This window comes from Azospirillum sp. Sh1, from assembly GCF_008365135.1.
Lineage (GTDB): Bacteria > Pseudomonadota > Alphaproteobacteria > Azospirillales > Azospirillaceae > Azospirillum > Azospirillum oryzae.
This window is the reverse complement of the sequence record NZ_VTTK01000001.1, coordinates 165,405-185,608: the sequence shown is the minus strand read 5'-3', so window position 1 is coordinate 185,608 and position 20,204 is coordinate 165,405. Positions and strand designations below refer to the sequence as shown.

The window sequence follows — 20,204 nt, the reverse complement described above, 5'->3', positions numbered from 1 at the left end:
AGCGGGGGAGGGAGGGACCCGCGGCGAAGCCGTGGGAGGGAGGGGGCCCCCGTGAGCACCCCACCCAACCTCACATGAACCGGTTGTTCTTCGGGAAGCCGTTCGGCGGCATCTTGCCCTGGCCGGCGCGGTCGCCCATCCAGCCGGTCAGGTCGGTGACGTTGAAGTTGCGCTCGCCGTTCCTCCAGCTCAGGCCCTCGGCCAGCACGAAGGTCTTCACGTCGGCGACACTGGCGTCCTTGTACTTCTGAAGCTGGACGCCCTTGCCGCGGGTCATCACCGGCACCTGTTCCAGCGGGAAGACCAGCATCTTGCGGTTGTTGCCGATGATGGCGACGGTGTCGCCGGTCACCGGATGGCAGATGCGGGCGGACTTGCCGTCCTCCAGGTTCAGCACCTGCTTGCCGGCGCGGGTCTGGGCCAGCACCTCCGCCTCGTCGACGCGGAAGCCGCGGCCGTCCTCCGACACCACCATCAGGGTGCGGCCGGGCTGGTGGCGGAACAGGTCGACGATGTCGACGTCGTTGCCGAGGTCGATCATCAGCCGCACCGGCTCGCCGAAGCCGCGGCCACGCGGCAGCTTGTCGACGCCGATGGTGAAGAACTTGCCGTTGCTGGCGAAGACCAGAAGCTTGTCGGTCGTCTCGCACCGCTCGATGAAGCCGCGCGAATCGCCGTCCTTGTACTTCACATCCTCCGCCTCGGCATCGGTCAGATGGCCGCGCACCGTGCGGATCCAGCCCTTGGCGGAGCAGATGACGGTCACCGGCTCGCGCTCCACCAGCGCGTCCAGCGGCACCTCGATCACGGCGGGTGCATCGGCCACGTCGGTGCGCCGCTTGCCGAGCGCGCCTGTGCCGAACTTCTTCTTGATCTCGGCGACGCCGTCGGCGATCCGCTTCCAGCGCAGGGCTTCGTCGCCCAGCAGCTCCAGCAGGCCGTTCTTCTCCTTGGTCAGGGCCTCGTGCTCGCGCCGGATCTCCATCTCCTCCAGCTTGCGCAGGTTGCGCAGCCGCATGTTGAGGATGGCGTCGGCCTGCACGTCGGTCAGGGTGAAGGCGCGGATCAGCTCCTGCTTCGGCTCGTCCTCCTCGCGGATGATGCGGATGACCTCGTCCAGGTTCAGATACGCGGCGAGATAGCCGCCGAGGACCTCCAGCCGGTGGTCGATCTGTTTCAGCCGGTGGTTGGACCGGCGGACCAGCACCTCGTGCCGGTGGTCGAGGAAGGCCTGCAGCACCTCGCGCAGGTTCATCACCCGCGGCACATGATCGGCGCCCAGCACGTTCATGTTCATCGAGAAGCGGATTTCCAGGTCGGTCGCCTGGAACAGCGAGGCCATCAGCACCTCGGGATCCACGTTCCGGCTCTTGGGCACCAGCACGAGGCGGACATCCTCGGCCGATTCGTCGCGGACGTCCTCCAGCAGGATCAGCTTCTTGGCCAGCAGCAGCTCGGCGATCTTCTCGACCAGCCGGGCCTTCTGCACCTGATAGGGCACTTCGGTGACGACGATCTGCCAGGTGCCCTGGCCCAGCTTCTCCACCTCCCAGCGGGCGCGCAGGCGGAAGGCGCCGCGGCCGGTGCGATAGGCTTCGATCACGTTCTGCCGCGACTCGACCAGCACGCCGCCGGTCGGGAAATCGGGGCCGGGCATGAAGTTGACCAGCGTCTCGATCGAGGCGTCGCGGTGCTTGATCAGGTGGCGCAACGCGTCGCAGATCTCGCCGACATTGTGCGGCGGGATGTTGGTGGCCATGCCGACGGCGATGCCGCTCGACCCGTTGGCCAGCAGGTTGGGGAAGTTGGCGGGCAGCACCGCCGGCTCGTCGCCGTCGCCGTCATAGGTCGGGCGGAAATCGACCGCGTCCTCGTCGATGCCCTCCAGAAGGGCCTTGGCGACCTCGGTCAGGCGGGCTTCGGTGTACCGCATCGCCGCGGCGTTATCGCCGTCGATGTTGCCGAAATTGCCCTGGCCGTCGACCAGCGGATAGCGGACGGAGAAGTCCTGCGCCAGCCGCACCAGCGCGTCGTAGACGGAGGTGTCGCCGTGCGGATGGAACTTACCGATCACGTCGCCGACGACGCGGGCCGACTTCTTGGGCGGCGTCGTCGGTTCCAGCCGGAGCTGGCTCATGGCGAACAGCAGCCGCCTGTGCACCGGCTTCAGCCCGTCGCGCACGTCGGGCAGCGAGCGGGACATGATGGTGGACAGCGCGTAGCTGAGATACCGCTCGCCGAGCGCGTCGGCCAGCGGCTTTTCCAGAATCTCGGAGGCAGGGTTTTGCGGCTTCATGATGATGGGGTCTAGCAGTTTCAGGCGGAGCGCGCTACCGCGTTCGCGTAACGTTCTCTCAAGCGCTCACGCGCGGGCGGCAGCGGCCCGTTCAGCACGTGGCGTTCCAGGAAATGCGCGGTCAGCCGCAGCCCGTCGGAGACGGCAGCCGGTCCGCCGCCGCCGCGCCCGGCAAGGAAATCCGGTAGGGGAAGCAACCGGTCGCGATAGGGCTCCCCCACCGACGCGGTCACCGCGCGGCCGGTGCGCGGGCTGACATAGGCGAGATAGTCGTTGGCCCCCGACACCGCGCAGCGGTCGAGGTCGAGGCCGAATCCAAGCTCCGCTAGCAGTCCGACCTCCCACCGCACATAGCTCTCGGCCCAAGCCGGGTTGTCGAGCAGGTCGAACAGGGCGAGCAGCCCGTCGAACAGGGCAGGGTGCGCCTCCCGTTCCGGCAGGGCGGCCTCCACCAGCGCACAGGCGCTGATCAGCGCGGCCAGCGCTTGGGCGTCGTCGAAGAAATTGGCGGCATAGCCCTTCACCGACTCCAGCGTGAAATGGCCGAGATGCTCCGGCAGCCGTCCGCGCCAGCGGGCGTGGACCAGCGTGCCCGGTTCCAGCGTGCCGCGTTGGCGCGTTGACCGGCCGCCCATCACCATGCCGGCATGGCGGCCGTGCTCGCGCGTCAGCAGGGTCGCGACGGCGGACCCTTCCCCCTGGGGGCGGGTGGACAGAACGATTGCCTGATCGGACCAATCCATCGGTGCCGGTTTCGGATGAGGTGGCGAGCTATCCTAATATAGGAAAAAATTTCGCGGAAGGAACCCTCGGCAATCGGGATAACCGACCTGCGACAAGCATTTATGGTTTCTTCACCAAAACGCCCCTACAATCGGAGGCTCAACGGTGGGAGGCCCCACCAATCGCTGACCGCCGACGGGTCCGACGAGGGGTCTTGAACACCAACATCGACCGATATCTGCTGGCGGAAAAGGCCGGAACCGAAGGCGTCTGGGATTGGGACCTGCGTAGCGACACGCTGTACCTCTCCCCCCGCTTCAAGGAGTTCCTCGGGCTACCGCCGGGCGATTCAAGCCGCGAATCCAACCGGCCGAACGACTGGCTGTCGCTGGTCCACCCGGAAGATGTCGACTGGCTGCATGCGTCCTTCGAGGCGCAGATGGTCGGTCTGTCCGTCCCCTTCCAGATCGAACACCGCGTCCGCCGTGCCGATTCCGCCATCGCGGCGAAGCCGCACTGGCGCTGGCTGGTCTGTCGCGGCATGGCGGTGATGGACGATTCGGGGGAGCCGATCCGGCTGGTGGGATCGGTCGCCGACATCACCGACCGCAAGCATGCCGAAAAGGAACTGCGCCGCAGCGAGGAACGCTATGCGCTCGCCGCCGCGGCCAGCAACGACGGGCTCTACGACTGGGATCTGGTCACCGACCGCGTTTATTTCTCGCCGCGCTGGGCGTCGCTGCTCGGGCTGTCGCCGGCCGAACTGACCGACAACCCGCGGGAATGGCTGGGCCGCATCCTGCCGGCCGACCGGGCGATCCTGACCGACGCGATGGCCGCGCTCGGCGGCGCAGGGGCCGAACCGGAAGCGGCTTTCCAGGTCGAATACCGCATGCGCAACGCCGCCGGGGCGATCCGCTGGATGGCCTGCCGCGGCATCGCGGTACTGGACGCCGACGGCAAGCCGACCCGGCTGGTCGGCAGCCAGGCCGACGTGACCGACCGCAAGACGGCCGAACAGCGCCTGCGCCAGAGCGAGGAGCGCTATGCCCTCGCCGCTGCCGGGGCCGCCGACGGGCTGTGGGACTGGCACATCGACAGCGGCGAGGTCTATTACTCGCCGCGCTGGAAGGCGATGCTGGGCTTCGATGACGCGGAGATCGCCGGCTCCATCGAAGAATGGTTCCAGCGGGTCACGCCCGGCGACCTGGACGGGCTGCGCACCGCGATCAACCTGCACCTGACCGGCGAGCGCCCGCACCTCCAGCATGAATTCCGCATCCGCGACAAGGCCGGTCAGGAGATGTGGATGCTGGTGCGCGGGCTGGCGGTGCGCAACGACAGCGGCTGCGCCGTCCGGATGGCCGGCTCGATGACCGACATCACCGCGCGCAAGAAGGCCGAACAGCAGATCCTGTTCGACGCCGTCCACGACAGCATGACCGGACTGCCAAACCGCACGCTTCTGCTGGACCGCATCGGGCAGGCGCTGGACCGCAACCGGCGCGTCGGAGCCCGGCCCTTCGCCACCATCATCATCGACCTGGACCGCTTCAAGGCGATCAACGACGCGCTCGGCACCAGCGCCGGCGACGGCGTGCTGCGCATCGTCGCCAGGCGTCTCGACGCCAGCCGCCGCGTCGGCGACACGCTGGCCCGCCTGTCGGCCGACGAGTTCGCGGTGCTGGTGGACGAACTGGACGATGCCGGCGACGCTCTGGAGGCGGCGGAGCGCATGGCCCGCGCCATTTCACGGCCGGTCACGCTGGAGGAGGGGCGCGACATCGTGTTGACCGCCTCGATCGGCGTGGCGCTGAGCCAGACCGGCTACGACCGGGCGGAGGACATGCTGCGCGACGCCAGCCTCGCCATGTACCGTGCCAAGAGCGGCGGGCGGGCGCGCATCGACGTGTTCGACGCCAACCTGCGCCGGCAGGCGATGGCCGCCATGCGGATGGAGGCCGACCTGCGTGCAGGGCTGGAGCAGGGGCAACTCTGCCTGCATTACCAGCCCATCGTCCTGCTGGAGACCGGCGCCATCGCGGGATTCGAGGCGCTGATGCGCTGGAACCACCCCGACCGCGGTCTGGTCTCTCCCGCCGAGTTCATTCCGCTGGCCGAGGAGACCGGCCTGATCGCGCCGATGGGCCGCTGGGCGCTGGGCGAGGCGGTACGGCAACTGGCGGCGTGGCAGGCGCGATTCCCCCGCGCCACCCCGCTGTTCATGAGCGTCAACGTCTCCACCCGGCAGTTCCGTGACGACGACATCGTCGGCGCGGTGCGCGACCTGCTGGATGCCGTGCCGATCCCGCCCTCCAGCCTGAAGCTGGAGCTGACCGAAAGCCTGCTGGTCCAGGATCCGGACGAATGCCGGATGCTGATGCAAAGCCTGCGCGACATGGACGTGCGGCTGTCGATCGACGATTTCGGCACCGGCTACTCCTCGCTCGCCTACCTGCACAAGCTGCCGGTGGACGTGCTGAAGATCGACCGCAGCTTCGTCCGTGCGGTGTCGACGGGGGAGGGCAATGCCGCCATCGTCCAGGTCATCGCCGGCCTTGCCACCATTTTGCGGCTGGACTGCGTGGCGGAAGGGGTGGAAACGGCGGACGAAGCGGTGTATCTGCGCGGTCTGTGCCAATACGCCCAAGGCTATCATTTCGCCCGTCCGGCCTTGCCGGAGGCGGTCGAGCGGCTGCTGGCCGCCGAGGACGAGCACATTGCCCTGCCAGCACCGGTGTAAGCCGCTGCGAGCCGTCGTTTTTTGGAGTTTGTCCGATGTCCGACCGCAACTGCGGTGAATGCACCCTCTGCTGCAAGCTGATGGGCGTGCCCGAGTTGAAGAAGCCCGCCGCCAAATGGTGCGCGTCCTGCGATCAGGGCAAGGGCTGCTCGATCTACGAGGAGCGGCCGCAATCCTGCCGGAACTTCCAGTGCTTCTGGCTGATGGACGAGAATTTCCCCGACGAGTTCCGCCCCGACCGCATCCACGCGCTGGCCGCCTTCAACGACGTGAAGGACAGCTGCGTCCTGCATGTCGATCCCGCCAAGCCGCGCGCCATGGGCAGCCCCGAGGTGCAGGCGCTGACCGACGCGCTGCTGAAGGTCTATTCCAAGGTGTTCTTCCTGTGCGGCAAGGAAAGCGCGATGATGCAGCGCTGAGGGTGCGGGGCGCCGTGACGCCCCGGTTCCTTTACCGCTGAAGCCCGCTGTTGTGGATGCTCACCGCGTCCTCGATGCCGACCGCCAGCATGCGGGCGACACAGTCGTAGCCGACGTCGTTCTGATGGACGCCGTCCGGTCCGATCAGGTCGGCCATGGTCATCCCGCGGGTTTCCACCAGCGACCGCATCACGTCGAAGCGGCGGAACAGGCCGATATGCTGGTCGGTGGCGATCCCGGCGATGCGGGACAGCATTGGGACGACCCCAGTCTTTTCCAGCATCTTCGGGGCGTATTGCAGGTCCATCAGCACCACGTCGATCCCGGCGCGGCGCAGCCGCTCCACCCCCCGGCGAACCGAACGCTCGCTCAAGGTCTGGTCGCCGTCGCGCAGGACCGTGTTGGCGCCGACCTGCCAGATCACAAGATCGGGCTTGGCGTCCAACGCGTCGGCCGCGATCCGCTTTTCGGTCTGGTCGTCGGTCTCGCCGTTGATGCCGCGGTTCAGCACCGCGATGTCGGCGCTGCGGAACCGCTCGCCCAGGTAATGGGCGAGGCGGGCCGGATAGGCCTTGTCCGGCGAACTCGCCCCCGCTCCGGCGGTGGAGGAGGAGCCGATGGCGACGATCCGGATCGGCGCGCCCGCGGCGATGCGCTGGGACAACTGCGGCAGGGGAACCGACAGTGCTGAGGCACCGCGCGGCAACTGGCAGCGTGCGGCGGCGGGATCGGCGGCCAGGGCCGGGACGGAAACGGCCAGGGCGGCGATCAGCGACAGGACGCGGACGGCGGACGACAGGACAAAACTCAATTGGTCGCTCCGGTGCGCCGGGCGATCGACAGGGGGTCGATCATCGTCGCGACGCTTTGCGCCAGCAATTGTCCGATGCATTGGTGAACGAATTCATAAGCACGCCGTTTCGCCTCGTCCGATTCGTCGGCGAAATCGACCCGGCCGTCCTCCACCCAATGCCGCATGATGTCGTAGCGGGGGAAGTGGAAGACGTCCGAACTCTGTGCCAGCCAGGACATGTAGGACACGTAGGGGGCGAAGTCGATCAACTGCGCCGTGTGCATGCTGTACTGCATGTCCATGATGACGATGTCGGCCCCGCGGCGCTGGACCTCGGCGATGCCGGACTGGAGTGCTGTGCCGAAACTCTCGAGATCCAGGCTGCGCATGGCGTCGACCGTGCCGGTCTGCCAGACGACCAGCGCCGGTCGCCGCTCCTCCACCGCCTGGGTCAGCGGAGCGACCATGGCTGGGGCCGCCTCGCCGGGAAGGTTCAGCACGGCGGTGCTGACCTCGCGGCCGGGCAGGCGGCGCTTCAGCTCGTCTTCCAGTCGGGAGGGATAGCCGACGATGCCGGACTTGGCTGCCGATTTGGCGGAATTGACGACCAGGATCGACAGTGGATGCCCGGCAGCCAACTGCGCCGACACGCGCGGCAGCCCGCCGCCGGGGGCAAGGACGGATTCCGGCACGGCGCAAGTGGGGTCAATGGATGGAGCGGCCGCTTGGACAGCCAGGGCGCGATCCGGGGAAACGAACAGCGCGGCCGCCAGCAGGATCGCCGTGACCGTCAGCATCCGCCGTCCCTTCCGTCGTCCCGCCCTCGCGCCATGCACCCCTCATGCGCCCATCTTCGTGGTGGCCGCAACCCGGTGGCGCCGCGCCCGCTCCGCCGACTGGTACCAGTTCAGGAAGCGCGCCATCAGCACCATCGTGGCGATGCCGAGCACGGTAACAAGGAACTGGGCGGAAAGCGAGCCGCTGACATGGACAAGCACGGTCTGCCCGGCGAAGGACAGCAGCACGCCCAGGCAGAACACATGCAGCGACTGCCTCCCGCAGGCGAGCACCGGGGCGGCCAGGGACCCGCGCAGCCAGGACGCCTCCGCCGGCACCAGCCACAGCACCAGATAGGCCAGCGCGAAGAAATGCAGCAGACGCAGCGGGTCGATATCGGTCTTGCTGATGGGATAGAGGATGTCGGTCAGCGACGCCGGGATCAGCGCGTGCAGCGGGGCGAATTTCCAGGACAGCGTCAGGAACAGGCTGGCCAGCAGGACCGTCCCCGCCGCGACCGCCACCGGCATGCGGAAGCGGGTCAGTTCGCCCCGCAACTCCGGCTGGAATTGCAGCGACGCGCCCAGCACGAACAGGAATTGCCAGGTGAAGGGGTTGAAGTACCAGACACCGCCGTCCGGATAGGTGGGCAGGTTCCACCCCCATTGCCGCGCCGCGAGATACAATGCGGCCGACCCTGCCAGCATCCCCAGCGGCCGGCGGCGCAGCACCGGCAGCAGCATGGGAAAGCAGAGCAGAAGCACGATGTAGAGCGGCAGCACGTCCAGGTTCGCCGGCCGGAACTTCAGCACAAGCGCCTGGGTCAGGGCGGTGACGGGGTCCTGGAAATAGCCGGCGATGCCCATCTCCTCCGCGAACAGCGGGCTGTCGAAGGCGCGGGCGGTGTAGGCGATCTGGGCGGTGTAGGCGAAGAACAGGATGATGTAGGTGACGTACAGCGTCCAGCAGCGGTGCAGCACCTGCGCCGCCGCCATCGGCACCCCCTGCCGGTCCAGTGTCCGGCCATAGACCAGGGCCGCGGTGTAACCGGAGATGAAGACGAAGATCTCCGTGGCGTCGCTCAGTCCGAAATTGCGCGGGGTCGCCCACGAGATCTGGTTGGCCGGGATGTGGTTCACGAAGATGAACCACAGGGCCAAGCCACGGAAGAAGTCGAGCCGCAGATCGCGCGCAGCCGCATCGTTCCTGACGTCCGCCACAGTCGCGTTTTTCATGGCCTTCCAACCCGCAAGTGCCTGCTCCGTCCTCGTCAACAGTTCAGCACGGCCGGCGGTTCGCGCCGCACCCGTGCTGGTGTCGCTTTCCTGCGGCCGGGCGCGGTCATCGCAAAAGATGGGGGGCGTCGCCGCCGGATTCGAGAAGCCCGATGGTGAAAGCGCCGCCGCAGGCTGCCGGGCCGTGGTTGAATGGAACCCGCGGCTTCGCGCCGCAGCGTTAAACCTCTGAAATACAGACTTCTATTCCGGTTCGCGCTTGATCCCGACCGTTTGCTTCCTGCATAATCCGGTCAGCAAAAGAAAGCTGGGGCGGATCGGCCGAAAGGCTGGCGGCAAGCCCGGATGGACGGGAGGAAACGCACACCAACGTCGGGATGCCATGGAACCGGGCGGATGGCGCAACGCGCCGGTGCCCACCGGTTCCATGGCTGCCCGCGGTGCGCCGTCCGGGTCGGTCGAGCGTGCATCCCACTCATTCCCGCTTTCCCCGCTCACCCGGCATCGTCCGGTCCCGTGAGGGTCCTGGCATGCGCGGGTGCGGGCAGGCATGCCTTGGCAGGGCATCCGCCGGTCCGGCGATAAGAACGCATAACAGAGAATGGACAAGGGAGCTTCTGCATGAAACGTCGTGCATTTCTGACCTCCGCCGGTGTGGGCGTCGCCGCCAGCACGCTTGCCGCCCCCGCCATCGCCCAGTCCACGCCCGAGATCAAGTGGCGCTGCGCCTCCAGCTTCCCGAAGAGCCTCGACACCATCTATGGCGGTGCGGAGTTCGTCGCGAAGCGCGTGGCCGAACTGACGGACGGCAAGTTCCAGATCCGCGTCTTCGCGGCTGGCGAGATCGTTCCGGCTCTGCAGGTTCTGGACGCGGTCAAGGACGGCACGATCGAGTGCGGCCACACCGTCTCCTACTATTACGTCGGCAAGGATCCGACCTTCGCCTTCGACGCGGCGATGCCGTTCGGTCTGAACGCCCGCCAGCAGAACGCCTGGATGACCCATGGCGGCGGCAAGGAGCTGATGGCGGAGTTCTTCGCCGGCCACAATCTGGTCGCCATCGGCGCCGGCAACACCGGCACCCAGATGGGCGGCTGGTTCCGCAAGGAAATCAAGTCGGTCGAGGACCTGAAGGGCCTGAAGTTCCGCATCGGCGGCTATGCCGGCACCATCATGGCCAAGCTGGGCGTCGTGCCGCAGCAGATCGGCGGCGGCGACATCTATCCGGCGCTGGAAAAGGGCACCATCGACGGCGCCGAGTTCGTCGGCCCCTATGACGACGAGAAGCTCGGCTTCAACAAGGTTGCCAAGTACTACTACTATCCCGGCTGGTGGGAAGGCGGCCCGCAGGTCTCCATGATGTTCGGCAAGGAGAAGTTCGAATCGCTGCCGCCGGCCTACAAGGCGGCGCTGCAGGCGGCCTGCGCCGACGCCACGCTCGACATGCTGGGCAAGTACGACGTCCAGAACATGACCGCGCTGAAGCGTCTGGTCGCCGCCGGCACCCAGCTGCGTCCCTTCCCGAACGAGGTGATGCAAGCCTGCTATCAGGCCGCCATCGAGGTGTACGAGGACGAGGCGGCGAAGAACGAGAAGTTCCGCAAGATCTACGAGGCGTGGAAGAAGTTCCGCGAGGAAGAGTATCTGTGGTTCCGCGTCGCCGAATACAGCTTCGACCGCTTCGTCTACGCGGCCCCGCCGCTTGAAAAGAAGAAGTAAGGGGTTTTTGGGGTGGGGAGGGGCAGGCTCTTGCCCCCTCCCTAACCCTCCCCCGCCTTCAGCGGGAGAGGGAATTGTCGCCGCTCCGCAATCTCTCCCCTCTCTCGCCGAAGGCGGGGGAGGGAAGGGGCCCATGGCATTGCCATGGGAAGGGAGGGGGCAATCGCCGCAGAACACCTTGCCGCATCCCCTCACACCTCGATCACCAGCCCGTCATAAGCCGGCTCGACCCCTTCCGGCAGGATCCGCAGCAGGCTGTCGTAGTCCATGCTGTTGTCCATGTGGGTCAGGAACGCCCGCCGCGGCTTCACCCGTTCGATCCACTCCAGCGTCAGCGCCAGATGCGCATGCACCGGGTGGGGCGGCTCGATCCGGCCGCAATCGACCATCCAGGTGTCCACCCCCGCCAGCGCCTCGAAGGCCCGGTCGTCCAGCCTCACCACGTCGGTGGAATAGGCGAAGCGCCCGAACCGGTAGCCCACCGTCCGCATATAGCCGTGGTCCTGCTCGAACGGCGTGACCTCCAGCCCCTTGACGCGGAACGGCCCGTCGACCCGATGCGCCTTCAGCACCGGCCGGTAGAAGGGATAGCCCTCCGGCAGCGGATCGAAGCAGTAGGGGAAGCGGACCTCGATGTCCCGCAGATGTTCGTCCCAGCCATAGGCGTCGATCGGCGCATGCATGTGCCGGCAGATCTCGCGCAATTCGTCGATGCCGTGGCAATGGTCGGCATGCTGGTGGGTCCACAGCACGGCATCAAGCCGCGCACAGCCGCTGTCCAGCAGCTGCTGCCGCAGGTCGGGAGAGGTGTCGACCAGCACCGATACCTCGCCGCTCTCCACCAGCACCGACGGGCGCATGCGGCGATTCTTCGGATTGGCGGGATCGCAACGGCCCCACTGGCCGCCCGGCAAACCGGCGATCACCGGAACGCCGCGCGAGCCGCCGCAGCCGAGGACGGTCACGCGCATCGCGCCGGATGACGGGCCGGCTTCGCTCATTCAGCAGCCTTGTCTTGGGCGGCCTTGTCGAACAGGCGGAAGAAATTGTCGGTGGTGACCCGCGCCAGCTCCTCCGCCGACACTCCCTTCACCTCCGCCACGCAGGCGGCGGTGTGGGCGACGTAAGCCGGCTCGTTGCGCTTGCCGCGGAAGGGGATCGGCGCGAGGTAGGGCGCGTCGGTCTCCACCAGGATGCGGTCGAGCGGCACGTCCTTCACGATGGCGCGCAGGTCCTCCGACTTCTTGAAAGTGACGATGCCCGACAACGACAGGGTGAAGCCGTACTCCACCGCCTCCTCCGCCAGCGCGCGGCCGGAGCTGAAGCAGTGCAGCAGCCCCTTCACCTTTTGCCCGGCCGCTTCCTCCTTGACGATGCGCATGGTGTCGTCGTCGGCGTCGCGGGTGTGGATGATCAGCGGCAGGCCGGTCTCCAGGCTGGCGCGGATGTGCCGGCGGAAGCACTCCTGCTGCTGGTCGCGTGGGCTCTTGTCATAGAAGTAATCGAGCCCCGTCTCGCCTAGCCCGATCACCTTGGGATGGCGCGACAGCTCCACCAGCGTTTCGGTCGTGGTGATGGCGAACTCCTCCGCCGCCTGGTGGGGATGGACCCCCACCGAGCAGAGGATGTCGTCATAGCGCTCCGCCACCGCCAGGATGCGGTCGAAGCGGCTGATGTAGGTGCAGATGGTGACCATCCGCCCGATGCCGGCCTGCCGGGCGCGGTCGACGACCGCGTCCAGTTCTTCGGCGAAATCGGGAAAGTCGAGATGGCAATGGCTGTCGACGAGCATAAGGGAACTCAGGTCTTCGGTTCTTCGACGTAACGCGGGAAGACGCCCTGCGGCGTCGGCAGCGGCGTGCCGGCGGCCAGCGCCCCCGACGGACCCAATGTGCCGAAGCCGCGCGCATCCGGACCCAGCGCCAGCAGGTCGAGGATCTTGGCGGAGCTGTCCGGCATCACCGGCTGGGTCAGGATGGCGAGGTGGCGGATCGTCTCGGCCAGCACATAGAGCACGGTCGCCATGCGTGCCGGGTCGGTCTTCTTCAGTGCCCACGGGGCCTGTTCGTCGACATAGCGGTTGGCGTCGCCGACCACGGCCCAGATGGCGTCCAGCGCCTTGTGGAAGGCCTGCGCCTTGATCTCCGCCCGGACGATGTCCAGCATGCCGTAGGCCGAGCCGAGCAGCGCATTGTCCGCCTCGGTGAAGTCACCCGGCGTCGGCACGGCGGCGCCGCAGTTCTTGCCGATCATCGACAGGACCCGCTGCACCAGATTGCCGTAATCGTTGGCGAGGTTGCCGTTGATCCGGTTGACCATCTGCTTGTGCGAGAAGTCGCCGTCATTGCCGAACGGCACTTCGCGCAGCAGGAAATAGCGGGTTTGGTCGAGGCCGTAGGTGTTGACCAGCGCTTCCGGCGCGATGACGTTGCCGAGAGACTTCGACATCTTCTGGCCTTCGATCGTCCACCAGCCATGAGCGAAGACACGGCGGGGCGGCTGCAGGCCGGCGGCCATCAGGAAGGCCGGCCAATAGACGGCATGGAAGCGCAGGATGTCCTTGCCGACCATGTGCAGGTCGGCCGGCCAGTACTTGGCATACTCGCCCGTCGTGTCGGGGTAGCCGACGGCGGTGATGTAGTTCGCCAGCGCGTCCAGCCAGACATACATGATGTGGGCGTCGTCGCCCGGCACCGGGATGCCCCACTTGAAGGTTGTGCGGCTGACCGACAGGTCCTTCAGGCCGGACTTGACGAAGGACATCACCTCGTTGCGCTTGCCTGCCGGCGCGATGAAGTCCGGGTTCTGTTCATAGAACTCGATCAGCCGGTCCTGCCAGGCCGAGAGCTTGAAGAAATAGGACGGCTCCTCGACCCATTCGCACTCGGCGCCGGTGGGGGCGATCTTCTTGCCCTCGGCGTTGGTGGTCAGCTCGTCCTCACCATAGAAGGCTTCGTCGCGGACCGAATACCAGCCGGCGTAGGACCCCAGATAGATCTCGCCGCGATCCTTCAGCACCGTCCACAGCGCCTGCACCGACTTGACGTGGCGCGGCTCGGTGGTGCGGATGAAGTCGTCGTTGGAATAGTTCATCAGCGACACGAGATCGCGGAAATTCTGCGACACCCGGTCGGTGAAGTCCTGCGGCGCGATGCCGGCCTTCTCCGCCGACTTCTCCACCTTCTGGCCATGCTCGTCGGTGCCGGTCAGGAACTTCACGTCATAGCCGTCGAGGCGCATGAACCGGGCGAGGACGTCGCAGGCGAGCGTGGTGTAGGCGTGGCCGATGTGCGGCACGTCGTTCACGTAATAGATCGGCGTCGTCAGATAGAAGGTCTTCGGCCCGGCCATTTGCGGCACTTTCTTTCAAGTCAGGTTCAACCGGCAGGTTCTGAAATAACCCTAGGCGGCTGCCGTTTCCAGCGCCGACAGGGCGTTCAGGACCACCTGCTTGCGGTCCAGGTTTGCGGATTCCGCGCGCGCGAAAAGACGCTGAACCTTTTCCCACACCTCCACCCAACGTTCAAGACCGCGGGCGTTGGCCAGCCGGGTCATCAGGGCGGCCTCGCCCGGCACCACCTCCGCCGGCCAGGACCCACGGGCGAGCGACCGGGCGAAGCGGGCCAGCCACCAGACCAGCAGTTCGGTCGCCGTCTCGAACATCCCGTCGTCCTGTTTGCGGGTCAGCTTGTCGCCGAAGGCGTGCGCCGCGACGATGTCGATGCGCGGCAGGTCGGACAGCAGCCCGATCATCTCGCGGTAGAGCGCGAGGCCGCCGGCGTCGGCAAGGTCGATGGCGCGGCCGACGCTGCCCTCCGACAGCCGGGCCAGCGCCGGGCGGTCGTCGGCGGCGATGTCCGGTCGGTGCTGCCCCAGCAGGTCGATCACCGTCTCCTCATCCAGCGGCTTCAGCGTGAGCTTGCGGCAGCGCGAGCGGATGGTCGGTAGCATGCCGCCGGGGTTGTCGCTGACCAGCAGCAGCAGGGCGCCGGGCGGCGGCTCCTCCAGGATTTTCAGGATGGCGTTCAGGCCGCTCAGGTTCATGCGGTCGGCGCCGTCGATCACCGCGACGCGCCAGCCGCCTTCCGCCGAGGTGCGGCGCAGGAAGGGGCCGATCTTGCGCACGTCATCGACGGCGATGTCGCGCTTCAGCCGGCCCTTCTTCTCGTCGCGCTGGCGCTCGACGGTCAGCAGATCGGCATGGCCGCCCGACGCCACCCGGCGGAACACCGGACGGTCGGGGCCGATGTGCAGCGAGGTGACCGGCGCGGCTCCGCCCAATAGACTATTGCCGAACAGGCTGTCGCCCGGCGGGTCTTGCGCCAGGACGAAGCGGGCGAAGCGGAAGGCCAGCGTCGCCTTGCCGATCCCCGGCGTGCCGCCGATCAGCCAGGCATGCGGCAGCCGGCCGGAATTCCAGGCCTCCAGCAGCAGCCGTTCCGCGTCCTCATGCCCGACGAGGTCCGGGTTGCGCCGTGGGGCGAGCGCCTCCTCCGCGGCCGGTGCGGCGGCAGGGGCGGATGTGCGCGGCTTGCTCACGATTGCAGCCCCAGCCGGCCAGCTACGGCATCCCAGACGCGCGCCTGCACGCCGTCCAGGTCGGCGTCGGCATCCACCACCGCGCAACGCCCCGGCTCCAGTCGGGCGATGTCGAGAAAGCCGTCGCGCAGCCGCTGGTGAAAGCCGATGTCCATCCGCTCATAGCGGTCCTCGCCGCCATGGCGCGAGGCGGCGCGGCGCAGACCCTGCTCGACGTCGATGTCGAGGATCAGCGTCAGGTCGGGGCGGAACTCGCCGAGCGCCGCCCGCTGCAAGGTCTCCACCAGTTCCCGCCCCAGCCCCAGCCCATAGCCCTGATAGGCCATGGTGCTGTCGAAGAAGCGGTCGCACAGCACCCACTTGCCGGCCTCCAGCGCCGGCCACACCGTCCGTTCCAGATGGTCGCGGCGGGCGGCGGTGTGCAGCAGAGCCTCAGTCACCGGGCTCCAGCGGCCGGTCTCGCCGGTCACCAGCAGGCCGCGGATTTCCTCCGCCCCCGCCGATCCGCCCGGTTCGCGCGTCGTCACCACGTCGATGCCGCGGGTGCGCAGGGACTCGGCCAGGCGGCGCAGCTGGGTCGACTTGCCGGCCCCTTCGCCGCCTTCCAGCGTGATGAAGCGGCCACGGTTGGCGGAGGCGGTGAAGGTCGGCATGGTCGTCACGATTACAGGCTGTTGCCGAAGACGAGATATTTGGCGGCGGCGAAGGCGCGACCGACGAAGCCGGCCTTCGGCATGTCCTGCGCCGCAACCACCGGCACCTCCTTGCCCGGGAAGCCGGGGGCGGAGATGACCAGCTTGCCGACAGTGTCGCCCTTCTTGATCGGGGCGGCAACCGGCGCGCTGCTGACCAGCGACACCTTCATGCCGGGCCGGTCGGCGCGGGCCATGGTGACGCTGAGGTTCTGCGGCACGGTGACGGGGACGCTGTCCTGCTCGCCCAGCCAGACCGGCACCTGCTCGATCGTCTCGCCGCCCTTGTAGAGGGTGTAGGAGGCGAATTCACGGAAACCCCATTCGATCAGCCGGGCCGATTCGTCGGCGCGCGCCTGCATGCTGGGCAGGCCGTTGACCACCAGCAGCAGGCGCCGCCCCTCGCGCTCGCCGGACGCGGTCAGGCCATAGCCGCCGGCGTCGGTGTGGCCGGTCTTCAGCCCGTCCACATTCATGTTGCGATAGAGCAGCGGGTTGCGGTTGCCCTGGGTGATGCCGTGATACTTGAACTCCCGGATCGAATCATACTTGTAGAATTCGGGGAAATCCTTGATCAGGCGTTCGGCGAGGATCGCCAGATCGCGGGCGGTCATATAGTGGTTCGGGTCGGGCCAGCCGGTGGCGTTGACGAAATTGCTGCTTTTCAGCCCCAACTCGCGCGCCTTTTTGTTCGCCTGTTCGGCGAAGGCCCCTTCCGATCCGGCCAGCCCTTCGGCCAGCACGATGCAGGCGTCGTTGCCGGACTGAACGATCATGCCCTTGAGCAGGTCGTCGACCTTGATGTTGTTGTGAAGCTCCACGAACATCTTGGAGCCCTGCATCCGCCAGGCCCGCTCGCTCACCGGCAGCGTGCTCTCCAGCGTCAGTCGGCCGGCCTTGATCGCCTCGAAGACCATGTAGGCGGTCATGATCTTGCTCATCGACGAGGGCGCCATCCGCTCGTCGGCGTTCTTCTCGAACAGCACGGTGTCCGAGGTCAGATCGACCAGGATCGCCTGCTTGGCGATGGTGTCGATGGTCGCGGCCTGGACCGAGACCGCGGTGAAGCCGGCGCCAATCGTGGCCCCGGCCATCGCAATTCCGGCCGCAACAGCAACGGAACGGCCGAAAACGGCACACAGGCGGACGACATCAGCGTTCATGGCAACAATCCTCCAAGGGCACTCGGTACAGGCATTGGGTCACTGGCGCTCGTGCAGAGCGGCCGGGAATGAGGTCGGGTGGACGGATCAATCCACCACGATTTTGGCCTCCGTAAGGCCGGCCTGGATGATTTGGTTCAGCAGGCTGTCGGCACGCTCCACATTGTCCAGCGGGCCGACGCGGACACGATGCAGGGTCATGCCGGCCGACCGCGTCTGGCTGACGCTGGCGCGCTGGCCGATGGTGGACAGCCGGGCGCGGGCCTTCGCCACATTCTCCTCGCTGCCGAAGGCGCCGACCTGCACATAGATGGCCTCATGGGCCTTCACCGGCAATTGCGCCACGACGGGGGCCGGCACGAATCGTCCCTCCGACATGCTGCCGGCGACGGTGGTCGGCGGCGGAATGGGGGCGCCAACCACCGCCGGGCGGGCGGCGGCCAGGGTCGTCACCGGTCCGCCCGGCCCCGTCACCTCGATCCGGCCGCGCGGAGCGGCCTTCGGCGGCGGACCGTCGAGTTCGGCCAGCATCGGGGCGGGCGTGCCCTGGCGCGCCGCGGCGGCGATGGCGCGGCTTTCCTCCGCCAGGATCTGCACGCGCACCTTGGCGGTGCCGGGACCGTCGAAGCCCAGCAGCTGGGCGCCGCGGCGCGACATGTCGATGATGCGGCCATTGGCGTAGGGGCCGCGGTCGTTGACCCGCACGACGATGGACCGGCCGTTGTCCAGATTGGTCACCCGCACCAGGCTCGGCATCGGCAGCGTCTTGTGCGCGGCGGTCAACTCGTTCTGGTCGTAGATCTCGCCGTTGGCGGTGTTCTTCTCATGGAAGCCGGGGCCGTACCAGGACGCGATGCCGGTCTCGTCGTAGCTGTAATCTTCCTTGGGATAGTACCAGACGCCGTTGATCTGATAGGGCTTGCCCACCTTGTAGACGCCGCTGGTCGGAAGGCCCGAACCGGTGCCGGCGGGCTTCTGCGCGCAGGCGGCGAGCGCTGCCACGCCCACCAGCACGACGACCCTGCTCACCCCGCGCCAGCGACGCATCCGCCAATTTCCTTCTTTCCCGACCCGGCCCCACCACCGGGGCGGCGGCACTCTAGCGGAGTGGCATCGCCGCGCCAATGCCTCGAACGCGGCGGAAACACGATGACACAGCCCGCTCGCGGGCAGGACCCTCAGGGGCCGGGGAACAGGCTTTCGGTGCGGCCCATCAGCCGATAGGCGGTCAGCCCGATCCACTCCCGCACCGCATCGTCCAGGATCACCAGATTCTGCCCGAACTCGAAGCGCAGGTAAGGCTTGGCGTCGTGGCGGGTGCGGTAATCGACGGGGTAGGGGATCACCTCCCACCCGATCTGCCGGAAGATGCCGACCGACCGCGGCATGTGCATGGCCGATGTGACGAGGACCCAGCGCTCCCCCGGCTGAGGCTTGACCATCTCCTTGCTGAAGACGGCGTTTTCCCAGGTGTTGCGGGAGTCCGCCTCATAGATCACGCGGTCTTCGGGAATGCCGGCCTGGAGCAGGGCGGCGCGGGCGGTGACGTCCTCCTTGTACTCCTGCCCCAGCAGCCGGCCGGACCCGCCGGTGAAGACGGCCTTGGCCTCCGGATGGCTGCGGACGAGGTCGGCGAATCCCAGGATCCGCTCCGCCGCCTCATTGACGGAGGGATCGCCGCGGTCGGCGGTGATCGGCGGGTTGACCGCGCCGCCCAGCATGACGATGCCGTCGATCCGCCCCTCCGGCTCTACCCGCGGGAAGCGGTTTTCCAGCGGCAGCGCGACCAGCGCGCCCACCCCCGTATACATGACCAGCAGAAGCAGCACCGCCGCCAGCGTGACCAGCCGCCGCCCCGCGCGTTGCCAGCGCCGCGTCCGCAGCAGCAGCGCCCCCAGCGCCACCGCCAGCACCAGCGCATTGCCGGGCGCGAAGACGCCCCACAGCAGCTTCGACAGGATGAAGGACAGCACCGGGGCATCCATGACTGTGAGCGAGAGGGCGGAGCATAAGCGGGGCGTTCACGGCGAGGCAACCGCGGCCGCAATTGGCACCGTCAGCCTCCGACCGGCGTGCAGAGTTCCACCAGAGTACCGTCGGGACAGCGGAGGAAGGATACGGTCTGACCCCACGGCATGGCCTTCGGCGGTGCCAATTCGGTGGCGCCGGCGGTCAGTGCGGTGGCGTGCGCCGCCTCCACGTCGTCGGTGACCAGGGCGATCTCGACGCCCAGGGGTTTGTCGCTGCCGCTGGCGAACACATAGCCGGCGGGATGGTGCGACAACGCCAGTTCCTGACTGGCGAAGGACAGGGTGGTGGAGCCGGTGTCCAACTCGCCATAGTCGCCCGTTTCGGCGAGGAAGCGCCGGCTCAGGCCGAACGCCTTCTCGAAAAAGGCCAGCGACGCTGCAACGTCGGGAACATAGAGAATCGTATACCCGAATTTCATGGAGGCTCTCGCTGGTTGTGGAGTGACCGGACGGGGATACCCTATCACTCTCCGGCGCGGCGGTACCCCCATACCGAGGCCGGCGGCAGGTTCCGTAGCGTGAAGCCCAGCCTCTCGCCCTTCAGCCCAAGCGCATCGCGGTTCAGCGGCGAATGCGGCATGAAGCTGTAGAGCAGGAAGCGCCCGCCCGGACGCAGGATCCGGAAGGTGGCGTCCAGCACCTCGCGCTGGAACTCCAGCGGGAAGGTGATCATCGGGATGCCGATCACCACCGTGCCGACCTTGCCGCACAGCGCTTCGCCCAGCAGCTCCGGCGCCTTGCGGCAATCGTCGGCGATGACGGTTACGGCCGGGCATCGGACGCGCAGATGGCGGGCGAGGTCGCGGTCGATCTCGAAGCTGTAGAGCCGGTCGGCTGGGATGCCGGACTCCAGGATCGCGGCGGTGATCGGGCCGGTGCCGCCGCCGAACTCCACCACCACCTCGTCGGCCTCACAGCGGATCTCGCGGGTGATCCGGCGGCGCAATGCCCGGGAGGACGGGGCGACCGACCCCATCGCCCAGGGATCGGCCAGCCAGCGGCGGAAGAACAGCCAGGATTCGGAAAGCGTGGCGGATGCTGCCTCGGTCATGCGGGCCTCCCTGGTTTGGGGCGG

18 protein-coding genes are annotated in these 20,204 nt (G+C 67.5%); 3 read left to right on the top strand and 15 right to left on the bottom strand.

Annotated features, from left to right (window positions below):
- Positions 1-70: 70 nt before the first annotated feature.
- Positions 71-2,296 carry a DNA topoisomerase IV subunit A gene (gene parC / locus FZ029_RS00800; protein ID WP_149267634.1) on the bottom strand — a complete coding sequence of 742 codons (2,226 nt, stop codon included), beginning with the start codon at positions 2,294-2,296 and terminating at the stop codon, positions 71-73.
- A gap of 20 nt (positions 2,297-2,316) precedes the next feature.
- Positions 2,317-3,039 carry a DNA repair protein RecO gene (recO, locus tag FZ029_RS00795; protein ID WP_149267633.1) on the bottom strand — a complete coding sequence of 241 codons (723 nt, stop codon included), beginning with the start codon at positions 3,037-3,039 and terminating at the stop codon, positions 2,317-2,319.
- A 194-nt stretch (positions 3,040-3,233) separates the two neighbouring features.
- Here recO and FZ029_RS00790 point away from each other — a divergent pair, with 194 nt between their 5' ends.
- Both FZ029_RS00790 and FZ029_RS00785 read left to right on the top strand, forming a co-directional pair.
- Entirely contained in the window at positions 3,234-5,762 is a 2,529-nt protein-coding gene (locus FZ029_RS00790; RefSeq protein ID WP_149267632.1) for a GGDEF and EAL domain-containing protein, read from the top strand.
- 35 nt (positions 5,763-5,797) lie between these two features.
- A complete protein-coding gene (locus FZ029_RS00785; RefSeq protein ID WP_085089726.1) occupies positions 5,798-6,181 on the top strand; it encodes a hypothetical protein in 384 nt (127 codons plus the stop codon).
- Positions 6,182-6,212: 31 nt separating this feature from the next.
- Here FZ029_RS00785 and FZ029_RS00780 read toward each other — a convergent pair whose 3' ends face one another.
- Genes FZ029_RS00780 through FZ029_RS00770 form a run of 3 tightly spaced genes read right to left on the bottom strand, consistent with a single transcriptional unit; the run spans position 6,213 to position 8,986 of the window.
- A complete protein-coding gene (locus FZ029_RS00780) occupies positions 6,213-6,992 on the bottom strand; it encodes an SGNH/GDSL hydrolase family protein (RefSeq protein WP_247892086.1) in 780 nt (259 codons plus the stop codon).
- On the bottom strand, positions 6,989-7,771 hold the full coding sequence (locus FZ029_RS00775; protein ID WP_149267631.1) for a hypothetical protein: 783 nt from the start codon (positions 7,769-7,771) through the stop codon (positions 6,989-6,991). The genes FZ029_RS00780 and FZ029_RS00775 overlap by 4 nt, the downstream gene beginning before the upstream one ends.
- Positions 7,772-7,813: 42 nt before the next feature.
- Positions 7,814-8,986 carry an OpgC domain-containing protein gene (locus FZ029_RS00770; RefSeq protein WP_149267630.1) on the bottom strand — a complete coding sequence of 391 codons (1,173 nt, stop codon included), beginning with the start codon at positions 8,984-8,986 and terminating at the stop codon, positions 7,814-7,816.
- A 621-nt stretch (positions 8,987-9,607) separates the two neighbouring features.
- Between FZ029_RS00770 and FZ029_RS00765 the strand changes: the two genes are divergently transcribed.
- Positions 9,608-10,705 carry a TRAP transporter substrate-binding protein gene (locus tag FZ029_RS00765; RefSeq protein ID WP_149267629.1) on the top strand — a complete coding sequence of 366 codons (1,098 nt, stop codon included), beginning with the start codon at positions 9,608-9,610 and terminating at the stop codon, positions 10,703-10,705.
- 191 nt (positions 10,706-10,896) lie between these two features.
- Here FZ029_RS00765 and FZ029_RS00760 read toward each other — a convergent pair whose 3' ends face one another.
- From FZ029_RS00760 to FZ029_RS00715, 10 genes are all read right to left on the bottom strand, one after another.
- Positions 10,897-11,706 carry an MBL fold metallo-hydrolase gene (locus FZ029_RS00760; RefSeq protein ID WP_149267628.1) on the bottom strand — a complete coding sequence of 270 codons (810 nt, stop codon included), beginning with the start codon at positions 11,704-11,706 and terminating at the stop codon, positions 10,897-10,899.
- Positions 11,703-12,497 carry a TatD family hydrolase gene (locus tag FZ029_RS00755; RefSeq protein WP_149267627.1) on the bottom strand — a complete coding sequence of 265 codons (795 nt, stop codon included), beginning with the start codon at positions 12,495-12,497 and terminating at the stop codon, positions 11,703-11,705. The genes FZ029_RS00760 and FZ029_RS00755 overlap by 4 nt, the downstream gene beginning before the upstream one ends.
- An 8-nt stretch (positions 12,498-12,505) precedes the next feature.
- Complete coding sequence (gene metG / locus FZ029_RS00750; protein WP_149267626.1) at positions 12,506-14,056, bottom strand: methionine--tRNA ligase; 1,551 nt, start codon at positions 14,054-14,056, stop codon at positions 12,506-12,508.
- A 51-nt stretch (positions 14,057-14,107) separates the two neighbouring features.
- Positions 14,108-15,244, bottom strand: a complete 1,137-nt coding sequence (locus tag FZ029_RS00745) for a DNA polymerase III subunit delta' (RefSeq protein WP_149267625.1) — start codon at positions 15,242-15,244, stop codon at positions 14,108-14,110.
- Positions 15,241-15,897, bottom strand: coding sequence for a dTMP kinase (tmk, locus tag FZ029_RS00740; protein ID WP_149267624.1), 657 nt, complete (start codon positions 15,895-15,897; stop codon positions 15,241-15,243). The genes FZ029_RS00745 and tmk overlap by 4 nt, the downstream gene beginning before the upstream one ends.
- An 11-nt stretch (positions 15,898-15,908) precedes the next feature.
- A complete protein-coding gene (locus FZ029_RS00735) occupies positions 15,909-17,030 on the bottom strand; it encodes a D-alanyl-D-alanine carboxypeptidase family protein (protein ID WP_246457827.1) in 1,122 nt (373 codons plus the stop codon).
- A 156-nt stretch (positions 17,031-17,186) separates the two neighbouring features.
- The gene (locus FZ029_RS00730) at positions 17,187-18,146 is read right to left on the bottom strand and encodes a septal ring lytic transglycosylase RlpA family protein (RefSeq protein WP_149267622.1); all 960 of its coding nucleotides are present in this window, start codon (positions 18,144-18,146) and stop codon (positions 17,187-17,189) included.
- Positions 18,147-18,277: 131 nt separating this feature from the next.
- Positions 18,278-19,072, bottom strand: coding sequence for a YdcF family protein (locus FZ029_RS00725; protein WP_247892085.1), 795 nt, complete (start codon positions 19,070-19,072; stop codon positions 18,278-18,280).
- A gap of 83 nt (positions 19,073-19,155) precedes the next feature.
- A complete protein-coding gene (locus FZ029_RS00720) occupies positions 19,156-19,548 on the bottom strand; it encodes a VOC family protein (RefSeq protein WP_149267620.1) in 393 nt (130 codons plus the stop codon).
- Positions 19,549-19,592: 44 nt separating this feature from the next.
- Positions 19,593-20,180, bottom strand: coding sequence for a phospholipid methyltransferase (locus tag FZ029_RS00715; protein ID WP_149267619.1), 588 nt, complete (start codon positions 20,178-20,180; stop codon positions 19,593-19,595).
- Between the last annotated feature and the right edge of the window lie 24 nt (positions 20,181-20,204).

Coding starts and splice junctions, on each gene's coding strand:
- metG (WP_149267626.1), bottom strand. CDS start 14,056: ATGGCCGGGCCGAAGACCTTCTATCTGACGACGCCGATCTATTACGTG.
- FZ029_RS00735 (WP_246457827.1), bottom strand. CDS start 17,030: ATGGCCGGGGCCACGATTGGCGCCGGCTTCACCGCGGTCTCGGTCCAG.
- FZ029_RS00715 (WP_149267619.1), bottom strand. CDS start 20,180: ATGACCGAGGCAGCATCCGCCACGCTTTCCGAATCCTGGCTGTTCTTC.
- recO (WP_149267633.1), bottom strand. CDS start 3,039: ATGGATTGGTCCGATCAGGCAATCGTTCTGTCCACCCGCCCCCAGGGG.
- FZ029_RS00785 (WP_085089726.1), top strand. CDS start 5,798: ATGTCCGACCGCAACTGCGGTGAATGCACCCTCTGCTGCAAGCTGATG.
- FZ029_RS00770 (WP_149267630.1), bottom strand. CDS start 8,986: ATGAAAAACGCGACTGTGGCGGACGTCAGGAACGATGCGGCTGCGCGC.
- FZ029_RS00730 (WP_149267622.1), bottom strand. CDS start 18,146: ATGCGTCGCTGGCGCGGGGTGAGCAGGGTCGTCGTGCTGGTGGGCGTG.
- FZ029_RS00760 (WP_149267628.1), bottom strand. CDS start 11,706: ATGAGCGAAGCCGGCCCGTCATCCGGCGCGATGCGCGTGACCGTCCTC.
- parC (WP_149267634.1), bottom strand. CDS start 2,296: ATGAAGCCGCAAAACCCTGCCTCCGAGATTCTGGAAAAGCCGCTGGCC.
- FZ029_RS00720 (WP_149267620.1), bottom strand. CDS start 19,548: ATGAAATTCGGGTATACGATTCTCTATGTTCCCGACGTTGCAGCGTCG.
- FZ029_RS00755 (WP_149267627.1), bottom strand. CDS start 12,497: ATGCTCGTCGACAGCCATTGCCATCTCGACTTTCCCGATTTCGCCGAA.
- FZ029_RS00775 (WP_149267631.1), bottom strand. CDS start 7,771: ATGCTGACGGTCACGGCGATCCTGCTGGCGGCCGCGCTGTTCGTTTCC.
- FZ029_RS00765 (WP_149267629.1), top strand. CDS start 9,608: ATGAAACGTCGTGCATTTCTGACCTCCGCCGGTGTGGGCGTCGCCGCC.
- tmk (WP_149267624.1), bottom strand. CDS start 15,897: ATGCCGACCTTCACCGCCTCCGCCAACCGTGGCCGCTTCATCACGCTG.